The organism is Methylobacterium sp. 10, from assembly GCF_000519085.1.
GTDB lineage: Bacteria > Pseudomonadota > Alphaproteobacteria > Rhizobiales > Beijerinckiaceae > Methylobacterium.
Genome location: NZ_KI912577.1, coordinates 2,310,772 through 2,326,109 on the forward strand (window position 1 = coordinate 2,310,772; position 15,338 = coordinate 2,326,109).

16 protein-coding genes and 1 pseudogene are annotated in these 15,338 nt (G+C 64.6%); 7 read left to right on the forward strand and 10 right to left on the reverse strand.

The window, feature by feature from the left end:
- Positions 1-5: 5 nt before the first annotated feature.
- Positions 6-1,280 (forward strand): formyl-CoA transferase, encoded by a 1,275-nt coding sequence (gene frc / locus K368_RS0110605; RefSeq protein WP_036266885.1) that lies wholly within the window; start codon positions 6-8, stop codon positions 1,278-1,280.
- A 132-nt stretch (positions 1,281-1,412) separates the two neighbouring features.
- Here frc (K368_RS0110605) and K368_RS27055 read toward each other — a convergent pair whose 3' ends face one another.
- The 4 genes from K368_RS27055 to K368_RS0110625 all read right to left on the reverse strand — a co-directional run bounded on the left by K368_RS27055 (position 1,413) and on the right by K368_RS0110625 (position 4,829).
- Positions 1,413-1,574 (reverse strand): hypothetical protein, encoded by a 162-nt coding sequence (locus K368_RS27055; RefSeq protein WP_197031007.1) that lies wholly within the window; start codon positions 1,572-1,574, stop codon positions 1,413-1,415.
- A gap of 194 nt (positions 1,575-1,768) precedes the next feature.
- Positions 1,769-3,595, reverse strand: a complete 1,827-nt coding sequence (locus K368_RS0110615; RefSeq protein WP_051439835.1) for a hypothetical protein — start codon at positions 3,593-3,595, stop codon at positions 1,769-1,771.
- Between the two features lie 71 nt (positions 3,596-3,666).
- Positions 3,667-4,005 carry a hypothetical protein gene (locus K368_RS0110620; protein WP_227440675.1) on the reverse strand — a complete coding sequence of 113 codons (339 nt, stop codon included), beginning with the start codon at positions 4,003-4,005 and terminating at the stop codon, positions 3,667-3,669.
- Positions 4,006-4,274: 269 nt separating this feature from the next.
- On the reverse strand, positions 4,275-4,829 hold the full coding sequence (locus tag K368_RS0110625) for a CBS domain-containing protein (RefSeq protein ID WP_245259557.1): 555 nt from the start codon (positions 4,827-4,829) through the stop codon (positions 4,275-4,277).
- Positions 4,830-5,271: 442 nt separating this feature from the next.
- On the opposite strand from K368_RS0110625, the gene oxlT reads away from it, so the two are divergent.
- The 3 genes and pseudogenes from oxlT to K368_RS24340 form a co-directional block, all read left to right on the forward strand.
- Positions 5,272-6,588 (forward strand): oxalate/formate MFS antiporter, encoded by a 1,317-nt coding sequence (gene oxlT / locus K368_RS0110630; protein WP_027172397.1) that lies wholly within the window; start codon positions 5,272-5,274, stop codon positions 6,586-6,588.
- A gap of 106 nt (positions 6,589-6,694) precedes the next feature.
- Entirely contained in the window at positions 6,695-7,012 is a 318-nt protein-coding gene (locus K368_RS0110635; protein ID WP_027172398.1) for a hypothetical protein, read from the forward strand.
- 321 nt (positions 7,013-7,333) lie between these two features.
- Positions 7,334-7,750 (forward strand): annotated as a pseudogene (locus K368_RS24340) (DUF2867 domain-containing protein); the annotation flags it as partial.
- A gap of 162 nt (positions 7,751-7,912) precedes the next feature.
- Here K368_RS24340 and frc (K368_RS0110645) read toward each other — a convergent pair.
- Positions 7,913-9,163 carry a formyl-CoA transferase gene (gene frc / locus K368_RS0110645; RefSeq protein ID WP_027172399.1) on the reverse strand — a complete coding sequence of 417 codons (1,251 nt, stop codon included), beginning with the start codon at positions 9,161-9,163 and terminating at the stop codon, positions 7,913-7,915.
- A 124-nt stretch (positions 9,164-9,287) separates the two neighbouring features.
- Entirely contained in the window at positions 9,288-9,731 is a 444-nt protein-coding gene (locus tag K368_RS0110650) for a PAS domain S-box protein (RefSeq protein ID WP_036266184.1), read from the reverse strand.
- A 405-nt stretch (positions 9,732-10,136) separates the two neighbouring features.
- On the opposite strand from K368_RS0110650, the gene K368_RS0110655 reads away from it, so the two are divergent.
- Genes K368_RS0110655 through K368_RS0110665 form a run of 3 tightly spaced genes read left to right on the forward strand, consistent with a single transcriptional unit; the run spans position 10,137 to position 11,704 of the window.
- The gene (locus K368_RS0110655; protein WP_027172401.1) at positions 10,137-10,580 is read left to right on the forward strand and encodes an OsmC family protein; all 444 of its coding nucleotides are present in this window, start codon (positions 10,137-10,139) and stop codon (positions 10,578-10,580) included.
- Positions 10,581-10,603: 23 nt separating this feature from the next.
- Positions 10,604-10,972, forward strand: coding sequence for a ketosteroid isomerase family protein (locus K368_RS0110660; RefSeq protein WP_027172402.1), 369 nt, complete (start codon positions 10,604-10,606; stop codon positions 10,970-10,972).
- Positions 10,973-11,008: 36 nt separating this feature from the next.
- Positions 11,009-11,704, forward strand: coding sequence for a hypothetical protein (locus K368_RS0110665; protein WP_027172403.1), 696 nt, complete (start codon positions 11,009-11,011; stop codon positions 11,702-11,704).
- A 24-nt stretch (positions 11,705-11,728) separates the two neighbouring features.
- Here the strand turns inward: K368_RS0110665 and glp are convergent, their stop codons facing one another.
- From glp to trpD, 4 genes are read right to left on the reverse strand one after another with little or no spacing between them, the layout of a single operon-like run.
- Positions 11,729-12,958, reverse strand: a complete 1,230-nt coding sequence (gene glp, locus K368_RS0110670) for a gephyrin-like molybdotransferase Glp (RefSeq protein WP_027172404.1) — start codon at positions 12,956-12,958, stop codon at positions 11,729-11,731.
- Positions 12,955-13,440 carry a cyclic pyranopterin monophosphate synthase MoaC gene (moaC, locus tag K368_RS0110675; RefSeq protein ID WP_027172405.1) on the reverse strand — a complete coding sequence of 162 codons (486 nt, stop codon included), beginning with the start codon at positions 13,438-13,440 and terminating at the stop codon, positions 12,955-12,957. The genes glp and moaC overlap by 4 nt, the downstream gene beginning before the upstream one ends.
- Positions 13,437-14,294, reverse strand: coding sequence for an indole-3-glycerol phosphate synthase TrpC (gene trpC / locus K368_RS0110680; protein ID WP_027172406.1), 858 nt, complete (start codon positions 14,292-14,294; stop codon positions 13,437-13,439). The genes moaC and trpC overlap by 4 nt, the downstream gene beginning before the upstream one ends.
- 11 nt (positions 14,295-14,305) lie before the next feature.
- Complete coding sequence (gene trpD / locus K368_RS0110685) at positions 14,306-15,319, reverse strand: anthranilate phosphoribosyltransferase (protein ID WP_027172407.1); 1,014 nt, start codon at positions 15,317-15,319, stop codon at positions 14,306-14,308.
- Positions 15,320-15,338: the final 19 nt, after the last annotated feature.

The following is a 15,338-nucleotide window of genomic DNA, read 5'->3' on the forward strand; positions in this document are numbered from 1 at the left end:
GCTCCATGAATGCCCTCGAAGGTGTGAAGATCCTCGACTTCACCCATGTCCAGTCTGGCCCGACCTGTACCCAGCTCCTGGCTTGGTTCGGGGCGGACGTGATCAAGGTCGAGCGGCCGGGCGTCGGCGATGCCACACGCCAGCAGCTTCAGGACATCCCCGATGTGGACAGCCTCTACTTCACGATGCTGAACCACAACAAGCGGTCCATCACCCTGGACACCAAGAACCCCAAGGGTATCGAGGTGATGTGGCGTCTGGTGAAGGAGTGCGACGTTCTGGTTGAGAACTTTGCGCCCGGCGCTCTTGCCCGGATGGGCCTGACCTGGGAGACGATCCATAAAGCCAACCCCCGCATGATCCTCGCCTCGGTAAAAGGGTTCGGACCGGGCGCCTACGAGAATTGCAAGGTCTACGAGAACGTCGCCCAGTGCGTGGGAGGCGCTGCCTCCACCACGGGATTCCGTACTGACATCCCAATGGTGTCGGGCGCTCAGATCGGCGATTCTGGCACGGGCCTTCATCTGGCGCTCGGCATCGTCACCGCACTCTATCAGCGGACCCATTCCGGCCTCGGTCAAAAGGTCGATTGCGCCATGCAGGATGGCGTTCTCAACCTCTGTCGGGTGAAGCTGCGAGACCAGCAGCGACTGGAGCGCGGACCGCTCAAAGAATACAGCCAATACGGGGAGGGGATCGGTTTCGGTGACTCGGTTCCGCGAGCAGGAAACGATTCCGGTGGGGGACAGCCGGGCCGCATCCTCAAATGCAAGGGCTGGGAGACCGACCCTAACGCCTACATCTACTTCATTGCGCAAGGTGCGGTGTGGGAGCCGATCTGCGACGTTATCGGCGAGCCGACCTGGAAAACCCATCCCGATTACGCGACGCCGAAAGCGCGGCTGCCGCACCTTAACGAAATCTTCACCCGCGTCGAAGCCTGGACGATGTCGAAGACCAAGTTCGAGGCGATGGAAACGCTCAACGCGCTGCACGTCCCCTGCGGCCCGATCCTTTCCATGAAGGAGATCGCGGAGGACGAGTCACTGCGGAAATCCGGCACGGTGGTCGAGGTCGACCACCCGGAGCGCGGGAAATACTTGACCGTGGGAAACCCGATCCGACTGTCGGCAAGTCAGGTCGAGGTCAAGCGCTCGCCCCTGCTGGGCGAGCATACCGACGAGATTCTGCGCGACGTCCTCGGCTATTCCGAGAACGACCGGCTCAAGATCTCGGAATCAGGGGCGATCGGCGCAGTCCAGAGGATCGCCGCCGAATGATCCGCCCCTGAACGAAGCGCGAGCCGATTGTCTCAACATCCCGGCTCGCGCGCACGACGTGAAACTCCTCCCGACTCAGCGCGGTGTCGGCCTCGGGCCCGATGCCGCGCTCTTTCGTTCAGGTACGGTCGATCAGGCGATGCCCGTGAAGCGCCCGGCCGAACCGCTCACGTAATCGCAGGTCTCGGAACCGGTTTTGTCGGCGCGCACCGACAGCAGATCGGCGGCTTTCAACACAAGAACGACCTGAAGAGCGATCATGCAGAGAACGGCGGCGAAGATGGTGACGAGCATGGTGGGCTCCCGATGGCGCGTTGCAACATCGTGATGCCATGGTGCGGCGCAAACTGATATATCACATTCCTTCGACCAGACATGTCGTAGATGCATAGCGAGATCGGTGGCGGCCGAAAGCCAGCGTTAGGCGCATTCGTGCAAGACACCCTCTCATGTGCTTGCAGGACTGACGAGCATTCACTCGCGGATAGTCAGAACGTGGCCGCGTTGCCCCATCGGCCCAACGTATGTGTGTCCTCCGGTCGTAGCCATTCTCCTGGTTCCGCGAGGGCCGAACACTGGTCCGCTACACCCATGACGGCCAAGGCCGCGTGCAGCTCAGGGTTCTCAGCTGCGCGTGAAACGACGTCCGCGGCAAGGTGGGTCAGGCTGCCGCGTTCGAGACGAGCATAGACCCGCCCCGTTCCGTGATCGGCAAATCGGATCGTTGTCATCCGGCGAACGCAGTCGCGCAGGAAGCTCATGTTCTGCCGAGCATCCATCGAGCCGGCGGCGGCATAGACCTCGTCGGCCGACCGCGCGGAGACATCGATCTTGCGGTACCGGTCGATGTCGAAGATGAATTTCAGATCGAGAATGGTCATCGTGCCGTTGATGCCGAAGGCAATCGTTCTCGGTCGCTCACCCTCCGGCACGCTGTTGTCGAGAAACTCGAAATGGACCTGCTTGTCCGTCCTCAGGGCCCAGGTGAAAAACAGGCGCGGCATGCCGGTATAGGCTTCGACATTGTGGGCGAGCAGATCCTCCACCGCTTTGTAGCGGCCAAATTGTTCGCCGCGCTTCCATGCCCGCTCCACCGTCGCCTCCGGCGGCGTGATCATGAATTGCATGTAGACGCTGTGACCGAAGCGGGTGAGGAGCTGGCTGCCGCTCTCGGCGCCAGGATCGACGGTGAAGCTATCGAACCGAAACCGGTCGATGAGGAGGTGCGAGATGCGGCCTTCGGCAGCCTTGACCGCCATATGCCTGTCAAGCTTGCGATCGATGATCTCGACCTCTCGCCCGGTCAGGGTCCCGGCATAGCGCCGCGCCGGACCGAGGCTGTCGTAATCGAGAAGGAATTTGCGCCAGACGTCGGGCGTGATCACCGCGAAATCCGATCCATCGAGCCCGAGCCGCCCGGCGAGCGCTCGCTGATAAGGCCGGATCGTGCTCTTGCCCGATGCAGAGGCACCCTTGACGTTCATCACCACCGGCCGGGTCTGGGCCTTCAACACACGATAGCCCTCGCTGGCGACGACGTCGCGAACCCATGGCTCGATCGCATGTCCGATCCGGCTACTGCCGTACTGGTTCGAAACGAGCGTGCAGGCGAGACGTGAGAGGATTGTCTTGTCGCGGATGAGAAAACCGCGCCGGCTGACGATGTTCGTTACCACGTACCGCAAAGCCGCGCAGGCCGCCGCTTCGAGGGGGGCAGACGACGTCGTACATCGTGCCTGCCAAGCGTCGAGATGCAGCAGAGCCAGGTGCTCCGGTGTCCCGACCTCCTTGTGGCCCCTTGAGGGCTTCGGCGATCCGAGGATGGTCCGCCACAAGGATGGCCGTCTCGCGACCGATTCCCCCGGACCTCTGGGCACGAACATCGCGGAGAGTTCTCGGTCGAGGATCTGGGCTGCCTCGCTCCGGACCCGGTCGAGCAGGCCAAAGATCTCGTCCTCATGAGACGCGACTCCGTCGCGCAGGATTGCGCCGACCATGGCGCGGAAATTGACTCCGAGATCGCCATAGGTCCGGCCGACCGGCACCGACAGGTCGGCCATGACGCGGATGAGGACCTCGTGGACGACGAGGCGCTCTGCCCGGAACCGCACCAGCTGCGTCAGCGGAATCCCGCTGACGTCCATCATCTCGCGAGCGTCTGCGAGGGTCGTTTCGACATTGTCCGGTCGGAAGATCGTTTCCAGTGCGAGGAACGCCCTGGGCAGGTTCGATTCGAGCCCTGGATTCCAAGGGCCGTATTGTTCTGGCGGCCTTGGTTCAGCCAGATCCGCGACCTTGCTATCCGGAATGGACATGACCGACCGCTCCGAGATTCAGCAACTTCGCTGGCGGCCGGGCGTTTTAAAGAAGCCCAGTTCGCCTGAGCTTACGCGACAGCTGCCTCGTCGATGGCCTCGAGCCGCAGCTGATAGCGGTCTCCCCAAAGGACTCCCGCCTTCTCGTACCAATCCGCGTCGAAGAACAGCTTGGCGCAGAACTCGCTCTGCCAGATGCAGACGGCAATGACCCTCGAATCAATCACTTTGACATGTCGGCTGATGAGACCGCGCGTGATGCCGGCCGAAGGACACATGTCCATGCTGGTCATCCCATTGGGGGATTCACCGCTAAAAATGACGGGACATTCTAGAATGGCCAAGTAACGCATCGCTGCTAACCCTGTTGTCCACGAGATGCGCAGGGCCGGTCTGTTGCCGACCGGCACGGTCCCGTAGCGTCTCCCTGCCTCGATACCCGGCTTGAATCGCGCCTCGCTTGAAGGCCGAAACGCCGAGGTATCTTGGATAAATTTTGAATGCAAAACGCTTGTAGGTCAATGATCACGTGCGGGATATCTTGTCCTGCGGTTGCGATACGATTGTTTTGCAATGCGATGCTGTAACGCCGAGATCGATTGCGCGTAATCTAGTCTATGCCACGAGGCTCTACGATTGTGCGTCGGTCAGGATATCGGCGCCGAATACGCGCTCATGATCAGGCCTGAGCCGGTCCACCGGCTCCGGACACCTCATCGAGGCAGTTCCAGATGCTCTGGACCGACGTCAGCACGAAACCATCCGTCACCGCGATATGATCGGTCTTGTGGGCGCAGAACTGTTTCAGTCTGTCGGCCTGGGACATTCCGACGTCAACGGAGGTGAAATCCTCTTTCGCCAGCATCCAAACGAGGTTGTCGAGGGCTTCGAGACCGTGCACCGCCATGGCACGGAAGATGTCACGTTCGGTGACGATTCCGATGATGGCGCCATCAGTGGCACGGTCGCCGTCGATCACCACGAGGGCGTCGACGCCAGGGCTGCGCAGCAACCGCAATGCGTCCCGCGCCGAACGATCCATTCGGACGTATTGCAGGCGGCCTGCACCATTGCCGGTCCACTGGCTGGCTGCCATGGAGTCGCCTCCCTCAGGGATCGCTTGTTGGACGAAGACTCTGGTATGCAGAATACCTGTTGTCAACGGAATAAATAGAACTATGGTGCCGGTGGCTGGGCCGGGAAGAGCGGCTGCCTCAATGCCATTGATGGGCATCGCCTGGTCGGGGCCACGCCGGAGAGCCCCGGTGCAGGGTCAATGTGCGTGGACGGATCCACCGCCCGGTACGGCCTTTTCCAGTATACGAAAAGTTTTATGGCTCTGATCCGGGCGTAGAGCGGCTTCGGCTTGTGTCGGACGTAGTATGCGCGCATGGGCATAGCAGAGTGGTGTTTACCCATTAGTACTGTTTGCATTGCATGGCTCGCATCAAACATTGCTTGATTTGATGACTTATTGAAAATAATCCCCGTTTGCTGCATTGCGGAATCGATTTTTCTGCATCTCTCTCTTGACGAGCCGACACGTCCGAGAGAGGCTGGTATTCCACATACCAGAACGCCGGCAGCGCCAAGGGCTGGCTTTCTCCAAGACCGGATGCCGGTCAACCGGCTCCAATGCCTCGAATGATGCACAATAGAACAACGTGGAGGACGCAATGACGAGGGCGGAAACAACGACCGAGCGGGTATCCGATGGATACCGCTGGGGTCAGCTGGTGATCGGGGTGATCTGCATGGTGATGATCGCCAACCTGCAATACGGCTGGACGTTCTTCGTCCCCGACATCCAGAAGAAGTTCGGCTTCGACCGGGCGGCGATCCAGTGGGCCTTCACCCTGTTCGTGCTGTTCGAGACCTGGCTGGTCCCGATCGAGGGCTGGTTCGTGGACAAGTACGGCCCGCGCGTGGTGGTGCTGTTCGGCGGCGCGCTCTGCGGCATCGGCTGGGTCATCAACTCCTACGCCGCCTCGCTCAACATGTTCTATCTCGGCCAGGTCGTCGCCGGCATCGGTGCGGGCGCCGTCTACGGCACCTGCGTCGGCTCGGCCCTGAAATGGTTCCCCGACAAGCGCGGGCTCGCCGCCGGCATCATCGCCGCAGGCTTCGGCGCCGGCTCGGCGCTGACCGTCGCCCCGATCCAGTGGATGATCGCCGATCACGGCTTCCAGGCCGCCTTCTTCAACTTCGGCATCGGCCAGGGCCTCGTCGTCTGCGCGCTCGCCTTCTTCTTCACCTCGCCGAAGAAGGGCCAGGTGCCGGAGGTCGTGGCCAACGCCAACATCATCCAGACCCGGCGCAACTACACCCCCGGCGAAGTCGCACGCCAGCCGATCTTCTGGCTCATGTACTTCATGTTCGTCATCGTCGGCGCCGGCGGCCTGATGATCACCGCCAACCTCAAGCCCATCGCCTCCGATATCGGCGTCGACAAGGTGCCCGTCACCATCATGGGCATCACCATGGTCGCCATCACCTTCGCCGCCACCATCGACCGCGTCCTCAACGGCCTCACCCGCCCGTTCTTCGGATGGGTCTCCGACAAGATCGGCCGCGAGAACACCATGTTCATCGCCTTCGCCATGGAAGGCTTCGGCATCTACATGCTCTACCTCTGGGGCCACGACCCGCTGTGGTTCGTCCTGCTCTCCGGCTTCGTGTTCTTCGCCTGGGGCGAGATCTACTCCCTCTTCCCCTCCACCTGCACCGACACCTTCGGCACCAAGTTCGCCGCCACCAATGCCGGTCTGCTCTACACCGCGAAGGGCACCGCCGCCCTCCTCGTGCCCGTGGCGAACTATCTCCAGCAGGCCACCAACAGCTGGGACGGCGTCTTCCTCGTCGCCGCCGGCGCCAACATCCTCGCATCCCTCCTCGCCATCGGCGTGCTGAAGCCATGGCGCAAGCGGGTGGTGGCCCAGGCGCTGGCCGTTTCCGACGAGACCAAGCCGGCTCCCCGCGTGGTCACGGCCTGATCCCGGCCTGAGCCACCGACCATGACAGAGCGCGGGGGCCGGACGCCAAGTCCTGGCCCCCGCGCCCGTTTCAGCTCCCCGTGATCGCCCCCGCAGGAGATGTCCGATGCCGCCGACCTGGCGCCCGATGCACACGGCCCCTCAGATCGTCGAGCGGATCTGGCTCGACCACCTCACACTCGGCCCGATCCTCGCCGAGGGCCGCCCCGGCCGCTGGTACGCCCCGAGCGCGGCCCGGCAGGTCTGGCGCTGGTACCGCCCGGTCGGACCGGACAATCTGGAACCCTTCGCCGGCTGGCTCCCCTACGAGGCCCTCGCGGCTGAGGAGAAAACCGCAGCGACGCTGGATAACCCGCCCCACGGCCTCCCGGATTCCCTTCCCATCGCAGGGCAGCAGGGCCGCACCGCCTCCTTCGGGGGATAAACCGCACGGCTACCGGACCCGGAATGACTGAGGCCGCCCTCGTTCCGCCGATCAACCGAGCCGACTCTCCACGCCGGTCATGCCAAGGCTGTCCCACCGATGAGATGCAAGAGAGCGCTTGGCTGCCGACCCGCCGGTTCGCATTCTGCGCCTACGCGATCAGTTCGATTATGACGACACGCGATCGGTCGTACTCTCCTCGGCAGTGACACCGATCCACGCCTGGAATGTCATTACCTCATACCAAGTCTCACTGCCCCTGACCCATAGGTCAGAGGCAGTGAGGTCCGGCGGACGACCGCCGCCGCGCCGTCGCGCGGGCAGACCTCAATGAGTCAGGCTCATCGAGGTCTGCTATCAGAACCGCGACCGCTCATGGCGTTCGCCTTTCGCGTGAGGGATGCGATCGCGGCGCGCTTCGGCGTGAAGGCTACCAACGGATTTTTAGGAGAGCGACGGCTGCATGTCTGCGAGGGCGACAAGCTGGACTTCTTCCTCGTGGAACGTAGCGCGCTGGATATGCTGGTCCTCACTGCGCGGGACCGCAGCCTCGACATCATGATCTGTCTCGCGACTTCCGGCCATCGTCTCACGATCACGTCGTCGGTCGTCATCCACAATGCCTTCGGTCGGCCCTACATGGTGCTGGTCGCGCCGATCCATCGGCTGATCCTCGCAGCCGACCTGCGGCGTTTGAGGACGTCGTTGTGGCGGGAAGCCTCGGGTTCCAGCCCGTAGATCCTTCACTTGGACAGGGCCAGCCGATCGCCGAGCGCCGTCACGGGCGGCCATGAGTATAGGCCGGCCCGGTCCGACCCCAAACGAAAACGGCGCGCCCTGCGGCACGCCGTTTCATTCGATTCCGCGGCCCGTCCTGGGACGGGCCGCGGCGTATCCGCCTCAGACCGCGTGCGCCTGATGCAGCCGCTCGATCTGCTGCTGCGTGTAGCCCAGGTCGAGCAGGACCTCGTCGGTATGCTCGCCGAGCAGTGGCGAGGACTTGATCTCCACCGGCATGTCCGAGAATTTGATCGGGCTGCCGACGGTCAGGTACGTGCCGAGCTTCGGGTGCTGGACCTCGACGATGGTGCCGCTGGCGCGGAGCGACGGATCGACCGAGAGCTCCTTCATCGACAGGACCGGCGAGCACGGGATGTCGAACTTGCGCAGGATGTCGACGGCCTCGAACTTGGTCTTGTCGGCGAGCCATTCCTCGATCGTGCCGAAGATGTCCATGATCTTGTCCTGGCGCGCACGGGCGGTGTTGTACGCCGGATCGTCGATCCACTCCTCACGGCCGATCGCCTTGCAGATCGGGGCCCAGGCATGACCTTGGATGGTGAAGTAGATGTAGGCGTTGGGGTCGGTCTCCCAGCCCTTGCACTTCAGCACCCAGCCCGGCTGGCCACCGCCGCCGGCATTACCGCCGCGCGGCACCACATCGGTGAACTCGCCGTGCGGGTACTGGGGGTATTCCTCGAGGTAGCCGAGGGCGTCGAGGCGCTGCTGGTCGCGCAGCTTCACGCGGCAGAGGTTCAGCACCGAATCCTGCATCGACACGGCGACCTTCTGGCCCTTGCCGGTCTTGTTCTTCTGGTGGAGCGCCGTGAGGATGCCGATGGCCAGATGCATGCCGGTGTTGGAATCGCCGAGGGCTGCGGCGCTCACGGTGGGGGGGCCGTCCCAGAAGCCGGTGGTGGAGGCGGCGCCGCCGGCGCACTGGGCCACGTTCTCGTAAACCTTCAGGTCCTCGTAATGGTGGCCGTCCGAGAAGCCCTTCACCGAGGCCAGGATCATGCCCGGGTTGAGTTCCTGGATGCGAGCCCAGGAGAAGCCCATGCGATCAAGGGCACCGGGTCCGAAATTCTCGACCATGACGTCGGATTGCTTGATGAGGGTCTCGAGGACTTCCTTACCCTCGGGGGTCTTGGTGTCCAGCGTCAGCGAACGCTTGTTGGAGTTGAGCATGGTGAAGTAGAGCGCGTCGGCATCCTCCACGTGGCGAAGCTGGTTGCGTGTCACGTCGCCGGAGCCGGGACGCTCGACCTTGATCACGTCGGCACCGAACCAGGCGAGAAGCTGCGTGCAGGCGGGGCCTGCCTGGACGTGCGTGAAATCGATGATCTTGGTGCCTTCAAGCGGCTTGCTCATCTCGACGTTCTCCCTTTCGATCGTCATGCAACGATAATGGATCGGATAGTTCGAATGTCCGGTTCTGATCCGGAACTCGTGTTGGCCTGTAGTCTGGCGAAACCTTGGATCTGCGCGCCACCACTCAAGTGGCGGCGCTTTCGAGCTCACTCAGACGTTTGCGCATCTGGCGTTCGTCGTTCCAGCGCCGGGTCTCATCGCGGATGATGGCGAGGATACCGGTCACAGTACCGTCGGGGCCGTGGAGGAGGCCGACGGTGAAGGCGATCGAGAGCGATCGCCCGTCCTTGTGGAGTGCCGGCACCCGCAGCACCTCGGTGCCGTAGCGGGTGATGCCGGTCCGCATCGTCTTGGCGTAACCATCCCAGTGACGCTGGCGCTGGCGTTCGGGGGTGATCAGGTCGAGGGATTGGCCGAGCGCCTCGGATGACGAGAACCCGAAGATCCGCTCCGCCGACGCGTTCCAGACGATGATGGCCCCGTCGGCATCGGAGACGACGATGGCATCTCCGGCGGATTCCACCAGTTGCGAAACGTCGATGCTGGCGGGAATAGCCTGGTCCGACATGGCTTGCTTCGCGTCTTCGGTTGAAACTGTGTTCATCGACTTCGCCGGCAGACCCGGCCGTCAGGCGCGATGGACCGTTTTGCCGTGGCTATGCGGCGCCAAGCCGGAAGTCGTCGTCGTAGGACCGGCTTTAGCCCAAGACATGTTGCGGGTGCGAATGCTGCGATGCATCATTGTAATCGCTTCCTCCATTTCACGGAAAGGTCAAACCCCGCCCGAGAGATGTTCCGCGCACTTGCTTTTTCTGTGCGTCTACTGTTGGTATTTGGTATGCCAATGATCGCTAGCTGTCAACACGGGTGCTGGAGTGGCGGATGAAATGGAACCTGCCCTCGCTCTCGGATCGTTGCCTTCCCGCCATGCCTCGCATGCGGCGGACAAGCGAGTTTCGAGGAGGCGTCCCGGATGGACAGTGACGGCAGCATTACGATCAGGCAGATCGAGGGTTATCGATTCGAGATCGATTTCGGGGAAGCCTTCCCGAACCTCGCCGTCGATGAGGCGCCGCCTTATGGCAGGGGGGAGGGGCCTTTCCCAGAGCAGATCCTGGTCGCGGGCGTCACCAACTGCCTATGCGCCAGCCTCGTCTTCGCTCTGGGCAAGTTCAAACAGGACGCCCCTGGGCTCGCCGCACGATCGAGCTTTCGCGTGGAGCGCAATCCTGAGGGCCGCCTCAGGATCAGCGGGATCGAGGTCGGAATCGCGCTTGGCGCTCCCGCAGGCACGATGCCGCGCCTCGATCAGGTTCTCGAACAGTTCGAGCGCTTCTGCACCGTTTCCGAGAGCGTCAAGGTGGGGATTCCCGTCACCGTCGCGGTGCGCGATTCAGACGGAACGCTGTTGAAATAGCCTTATGAGAGGAAGGAAACGCCATGGAACACGCGCGTGCGCAATCACCGGAAGATCTTGCCCGTCTCTTCAACGAGCGGGCCAATGCCGGCGATGTGGAGGGATTGGTCGCTCTCTACGAACAGGATGCCGTGCTCGCCGCCGGCAAGGTCGTGGCAACGGGGCAGCAGGACATCCGTGCCTTCTACACAGACCTTCTCGCCCGTCGCTCCGAGTTCCCAGCCGCGGAAGCGCTGCCCAGCATCCGCAACGGGGCGATCGCGATGACCTTCGCCCGCCTGCCGAACGGGACGGTCTCGGTGGAGACGGCGCGGCTGCAGGACGATGGTGGCTGGCTGTGGATCATCGACCAGCTGAAGATCAAGCCGGCGGCCGAGGCCAAGCCGGAATAGCGCACCACAAAACCTGCTGTCCGTGAGGTTCACCGCATGATCGATCCACGCCTCGCTGGGCGGCTCACCTTCGCGCATCGCTTTCCGAGCGTGGAACCGCTTCCCCCCGGTCGGCATCGGCTCGGCCTCTTCGACGAGCGCGATGCCTTGTTGATCGTGCCGCCGGGGATCGATCCGCGCCGTCCGACGCCGCTGGTCGTGCTCTTCCATGGCGGAGGCGGCAGCGCCGAGAAAATCCTACCCATGCTCGAGGCGCATGCAGCGGCGCGCGGCTTTCTGCTTCTCGCCCCGCAATCCCTGTTTCCGACCTGGGATCTCGTCATCGGCGGTCATGGGCCCGACCGCGAACGGCTCGACCTCGCTTTGACCGACGTCGCGTCGCGCTTCATGCTCGACCCGTTGCACATCGTCTTCGCCGGCCATTCCGATGGGGGCAGTTACGCCCTCTCCGCCGGCCTCGCCAACGGCCATGTGGTCACCCACCTCATCGTGTCGTCGGCGGGGTTCCTGTCCGTCCACCTGCAATCCGGGTCACCGCGCATCTTCATCTCGCACGGGACGCGGGACGAGCAGATCCCCATCGATCGCAGTGCGCGGGCGCATACGGCGCAACTGCGGGATGTCGGCTACGACGTGACGTCGGTGGAACATGATGGCCCGCATGCCTACCAACCGGCCGTCGTGGCACAGGCCGTGGACTTCGTGTTCGGACCGGAGGGCGACGGTCCGTAGAAGCCGGTCACTGGCAGGCGTCGATCAGAGAAGCGCCCGGTCCAACCGAATGATCCGGCACGGGTCGCCGCGCTTTGCCGCCGGAGCGCCGGGCGGGCGCACGAGGAGCGCTTCGGACTGGCCGAGCACCGAGAGCATCGAGGAATCCTGGCGCGTCTCGGCGTAGACCGTAGGAAAGCCGCCCGACTTCGCCTCCACCCTGGCGCGCATGTAATCCTGGCGGATATCGTTGGCCGGCATGTCGGCGCCGAGGATCGCAGGCTCGCTGCGGTCTGCCCCAGCCTTGGGATCGCCGAGGAGTGCGCGGATCGCCGGCACCACGAAGAGCAGGCCGCAAACCACGGCGGAGACAGGGTTGCCCGGTAAACCGATGACCATCATCGGCCCGAGGCGCCCATGCATCAGCGGCTTGCCGGGGCGTAGGGCGACGCGCCAGAAGCCGAGTTCGAGGCCCTCGCGATGCAGGGCCGCCTGGACGAGGTCGTGATCGCCTACGGAGGCGCCGCCGAGGGTCACGAGGAGATCGGCTTTCGCGTCCCTCGCCCGTCCGAGGGCCGCTTCGAGGGATTCGAGGCTGTCGGCGGCGATGCCGAGATCGATCGGTTCGGCGCCCGCCTCTCGAGCAAGGCTCGCCACCGCCAGTCCATTCGAGGCGACGATCTGGTCACAGCGGGCCGGTTCGCCCGGCGCCACCAGTTCGTCGCCCGTCGCGAGGATCGCGACCCGCGGTCTGCGACGAACCGAAAGGGTCGCGTGGCCGCCGGCCGCCGCGAGGGCGAGGCGGCGCGCATCCAGGCTCTCGCCCGCCCGCAGAAGCGGATCGCCGGACCGGAAATCGAGGCCCGGAACGCGGATGTGGCGCTTGGCGGCCACCGTCTCCATCGCCGTGACCACATTGTCCGAGACGTCCGCGTTCTCCTGGATGAGGATGGTGTCCGCACCCGCCGGAACCGGAGCCCCCGTCAGGATCCGTACCGTCTCGCCGGGGCCGATCGTGCCGGCAAAGCCATGGCCCGCCGCACTCATTCCGATGAGCCTCAAGCTCGCCGGAACGGTGGCGACATCCTCGGCGCGCACCGCATAGCCATCCATGGCGGAAGCCGGGAAGGGCGGCTGCGTGCGCAGGGCGGCCACATCCTCGGCCAGCGTCCGGCCAAAAGCCTCGGCCACCGCCACCGTCTCGGCCGCTACCGGCTCGGCGGCACTCGCGAGGATGCGCGTGAGAGCCTCCTCCACCGGAATGAGCTTGCTCACGAAGCGTCCTCGGCCCGGTACGAGCCGGACTTTCCGCCATCCTTGGCGAGGAGGTGAATGCCTTCGATCCGCATGCCACGATCGGCGGCCTTCACCATGTCGTAGATCGTCAGGCAGGCGACGGAGACGGCGGTGAGGGCCTCCATCTCGACCCCTGTCGGGCCGATCACCTTGACCTCCGCAGTGACGCGCAGGCCGGGCAGCGAGTCGTCCGGCTCGCATTCCACCCGGACCTTGGAGATCAGCAGCGGATGGCACAGCGGGATGAGCTCATGCGTGCGCTTCGAGGCCATGATGCCCGCGAGCCGTGCGGTGCCGATCACGTCGCCCTTCTTGGCATCGCCTTCGCGGATCAGGCGCAGGGTCTCGGGAAGCATCACCACCACGCCCTCGGCGCGGGCGGTGCGGGTGGTGGCGGCCTTGTCGGAGACATCGACCATATTGGCGGCGCCCGCCGCATCGAGATGCGTGAGCGCGCTCATTTGCCGGCCTTACCGAACAGAAGACGCTTCGTCGCCTTGGTCACGTCCGCCTCCCGCATCAGGCTCTCGCCGACGAGGATGGTGCGGAGGCCGCCCTTTTCCAGGCGGATCACGTCGGCATGGCCGGTGATGCCGCTCTCGGCGACGGCGATACGGTCGGACGGCACGCCTTTGGCCACGCGGATCGCCGTATCGAAGGAAACCTCGAAGGTCTTCAGGTCGCGGTTGTTGATGCCGAGAAGCCGGGTGCCCAGCGGAATGGCGCGTGCGAGCTCCTCCTCGTCATGCACCTCCACCAGCACGTCCATGCCGAGATCGTGCGCGGTCTCGACGATGGCCAGCGCCTCGTCGTCGTCGAGGCACGCCATGATGGCCAGCACGCAATCGGCACCCCAGGCCCGTGCCTCGAACACCTGGTACGGCTCGAACAGGAAGTCCTTTCGCAGCACCGGCAGCGAACAGGCGTCGCGTGCCTCGGTGAGGTATTCCGGCTTGCCCTGGAAGGAGGGCGTGTCGGTGAGCACCGAGAGACAGGTGGCGCCACCCGCCTCGTAGGCGGCCGCAAGCGCGGCCGGATCGAAATCCTCGCGGATCAGGCCCTTGGACGGCGAGGCCTTCTTCACCTCGGCGATGAGGGCGGGGCGCCCTTCCGCGATATGGGCGGCGATGGCGTCGGCGAAGGGGCGGACGGGCGCGGCCTTCTCGATGCGCTTCTCCAGCTTGGCGAGGGGCACGCGCAGCTTCGCTTCGGCGATCTCGCGGCGCTTGTAGGCCTCGATCCGCGCGAGCACGTCCCGCCGGTCGGTGATGGCCGGAGCCGCAACGACGTCCGCCATGGGTTTCGCCTCGCTCATCGGGGCCTCTTTCATGTGTTCGAGACCGCCACGAGGCACGCGAGGGTCGCTCTGGCCGCACCATCATCGATGGCGGATGCCGCACGCGCCACGCCTTCGCCCAAGGTCTGCGCGGCACCGGCGACGACGAGGCCGGCTCCTGCATTGAGAACGGCGATGTCGCGATAGGCGTTGCGCTCGCCGGCAAGGACGGCATTCAGCGCATGCGCGTTATGGTCGGGATCGCCGCCGCGCAGATCCTCGAGGGTCCAGAGCGGCAGGCCAACCTCGCGCGGATCGATGGTGAAGCGGCCGATCCGCCCGTTCTCCAGGGTGACTACCGGCGTCGGCCCGGTGACGGTGATCTCGTCGAGCCCGTCCGACCCGTGCACCGTCCAGACCCTTGTGCTGCCGAGTTCACCGAGGACGCGCGTCAGGGGTTCGGCCCAGGCCTCAGTAGAGACGCCGAGAAGCTGGCGCTCGACGCCGGCCGGATTCGAGAGCGGACCGAGCAGGTTGAAGATCGTCCGCGTCGGCAGTTCAGAGCGCACCGGCGCCACGTGGCGCATGGCGCCGTGGTGGGTCTGGGCGAACATGAAGCAGAGGCCCGCCTGCGCGAGGCAGCGGGCCAGCCCTTCCGGATCGAGGCCGATCCTGACCCCGAGGGAGACGAGGACATCGGCCGCACCGGAGCGTGAGGTCGCAGCGCGGTTGCCGTGCTTGGCCACGGGCACGCCGCAGGCCGCCGTGAGGATCGCGGCAAGCGTCGAGACGTTGTAGCTGCCCGAATGGTCGCCGCCGGTGCCGACGATGTCGATGGCGCCGGGCACCGGGGCCACGCGCACCATCCGCGCCCGCATGGCCTCCACCGCGCCAACGATCTCGTCCTCGGCTTCGCCGCGCACCTTCAGAGCGATGAGGAAGGCGCCGGCCTGGACCGGCGTCACCTCGCCCGAGAGCAGGTCATCGAAGGCCGCGCGCGCCTCCACCCGGTCGAGACTCGACCCGGCCGCGACTTTCGCGAGGAGCGGCTTGAAGGTGTCCATGGCTCTGGAAACGTCAATC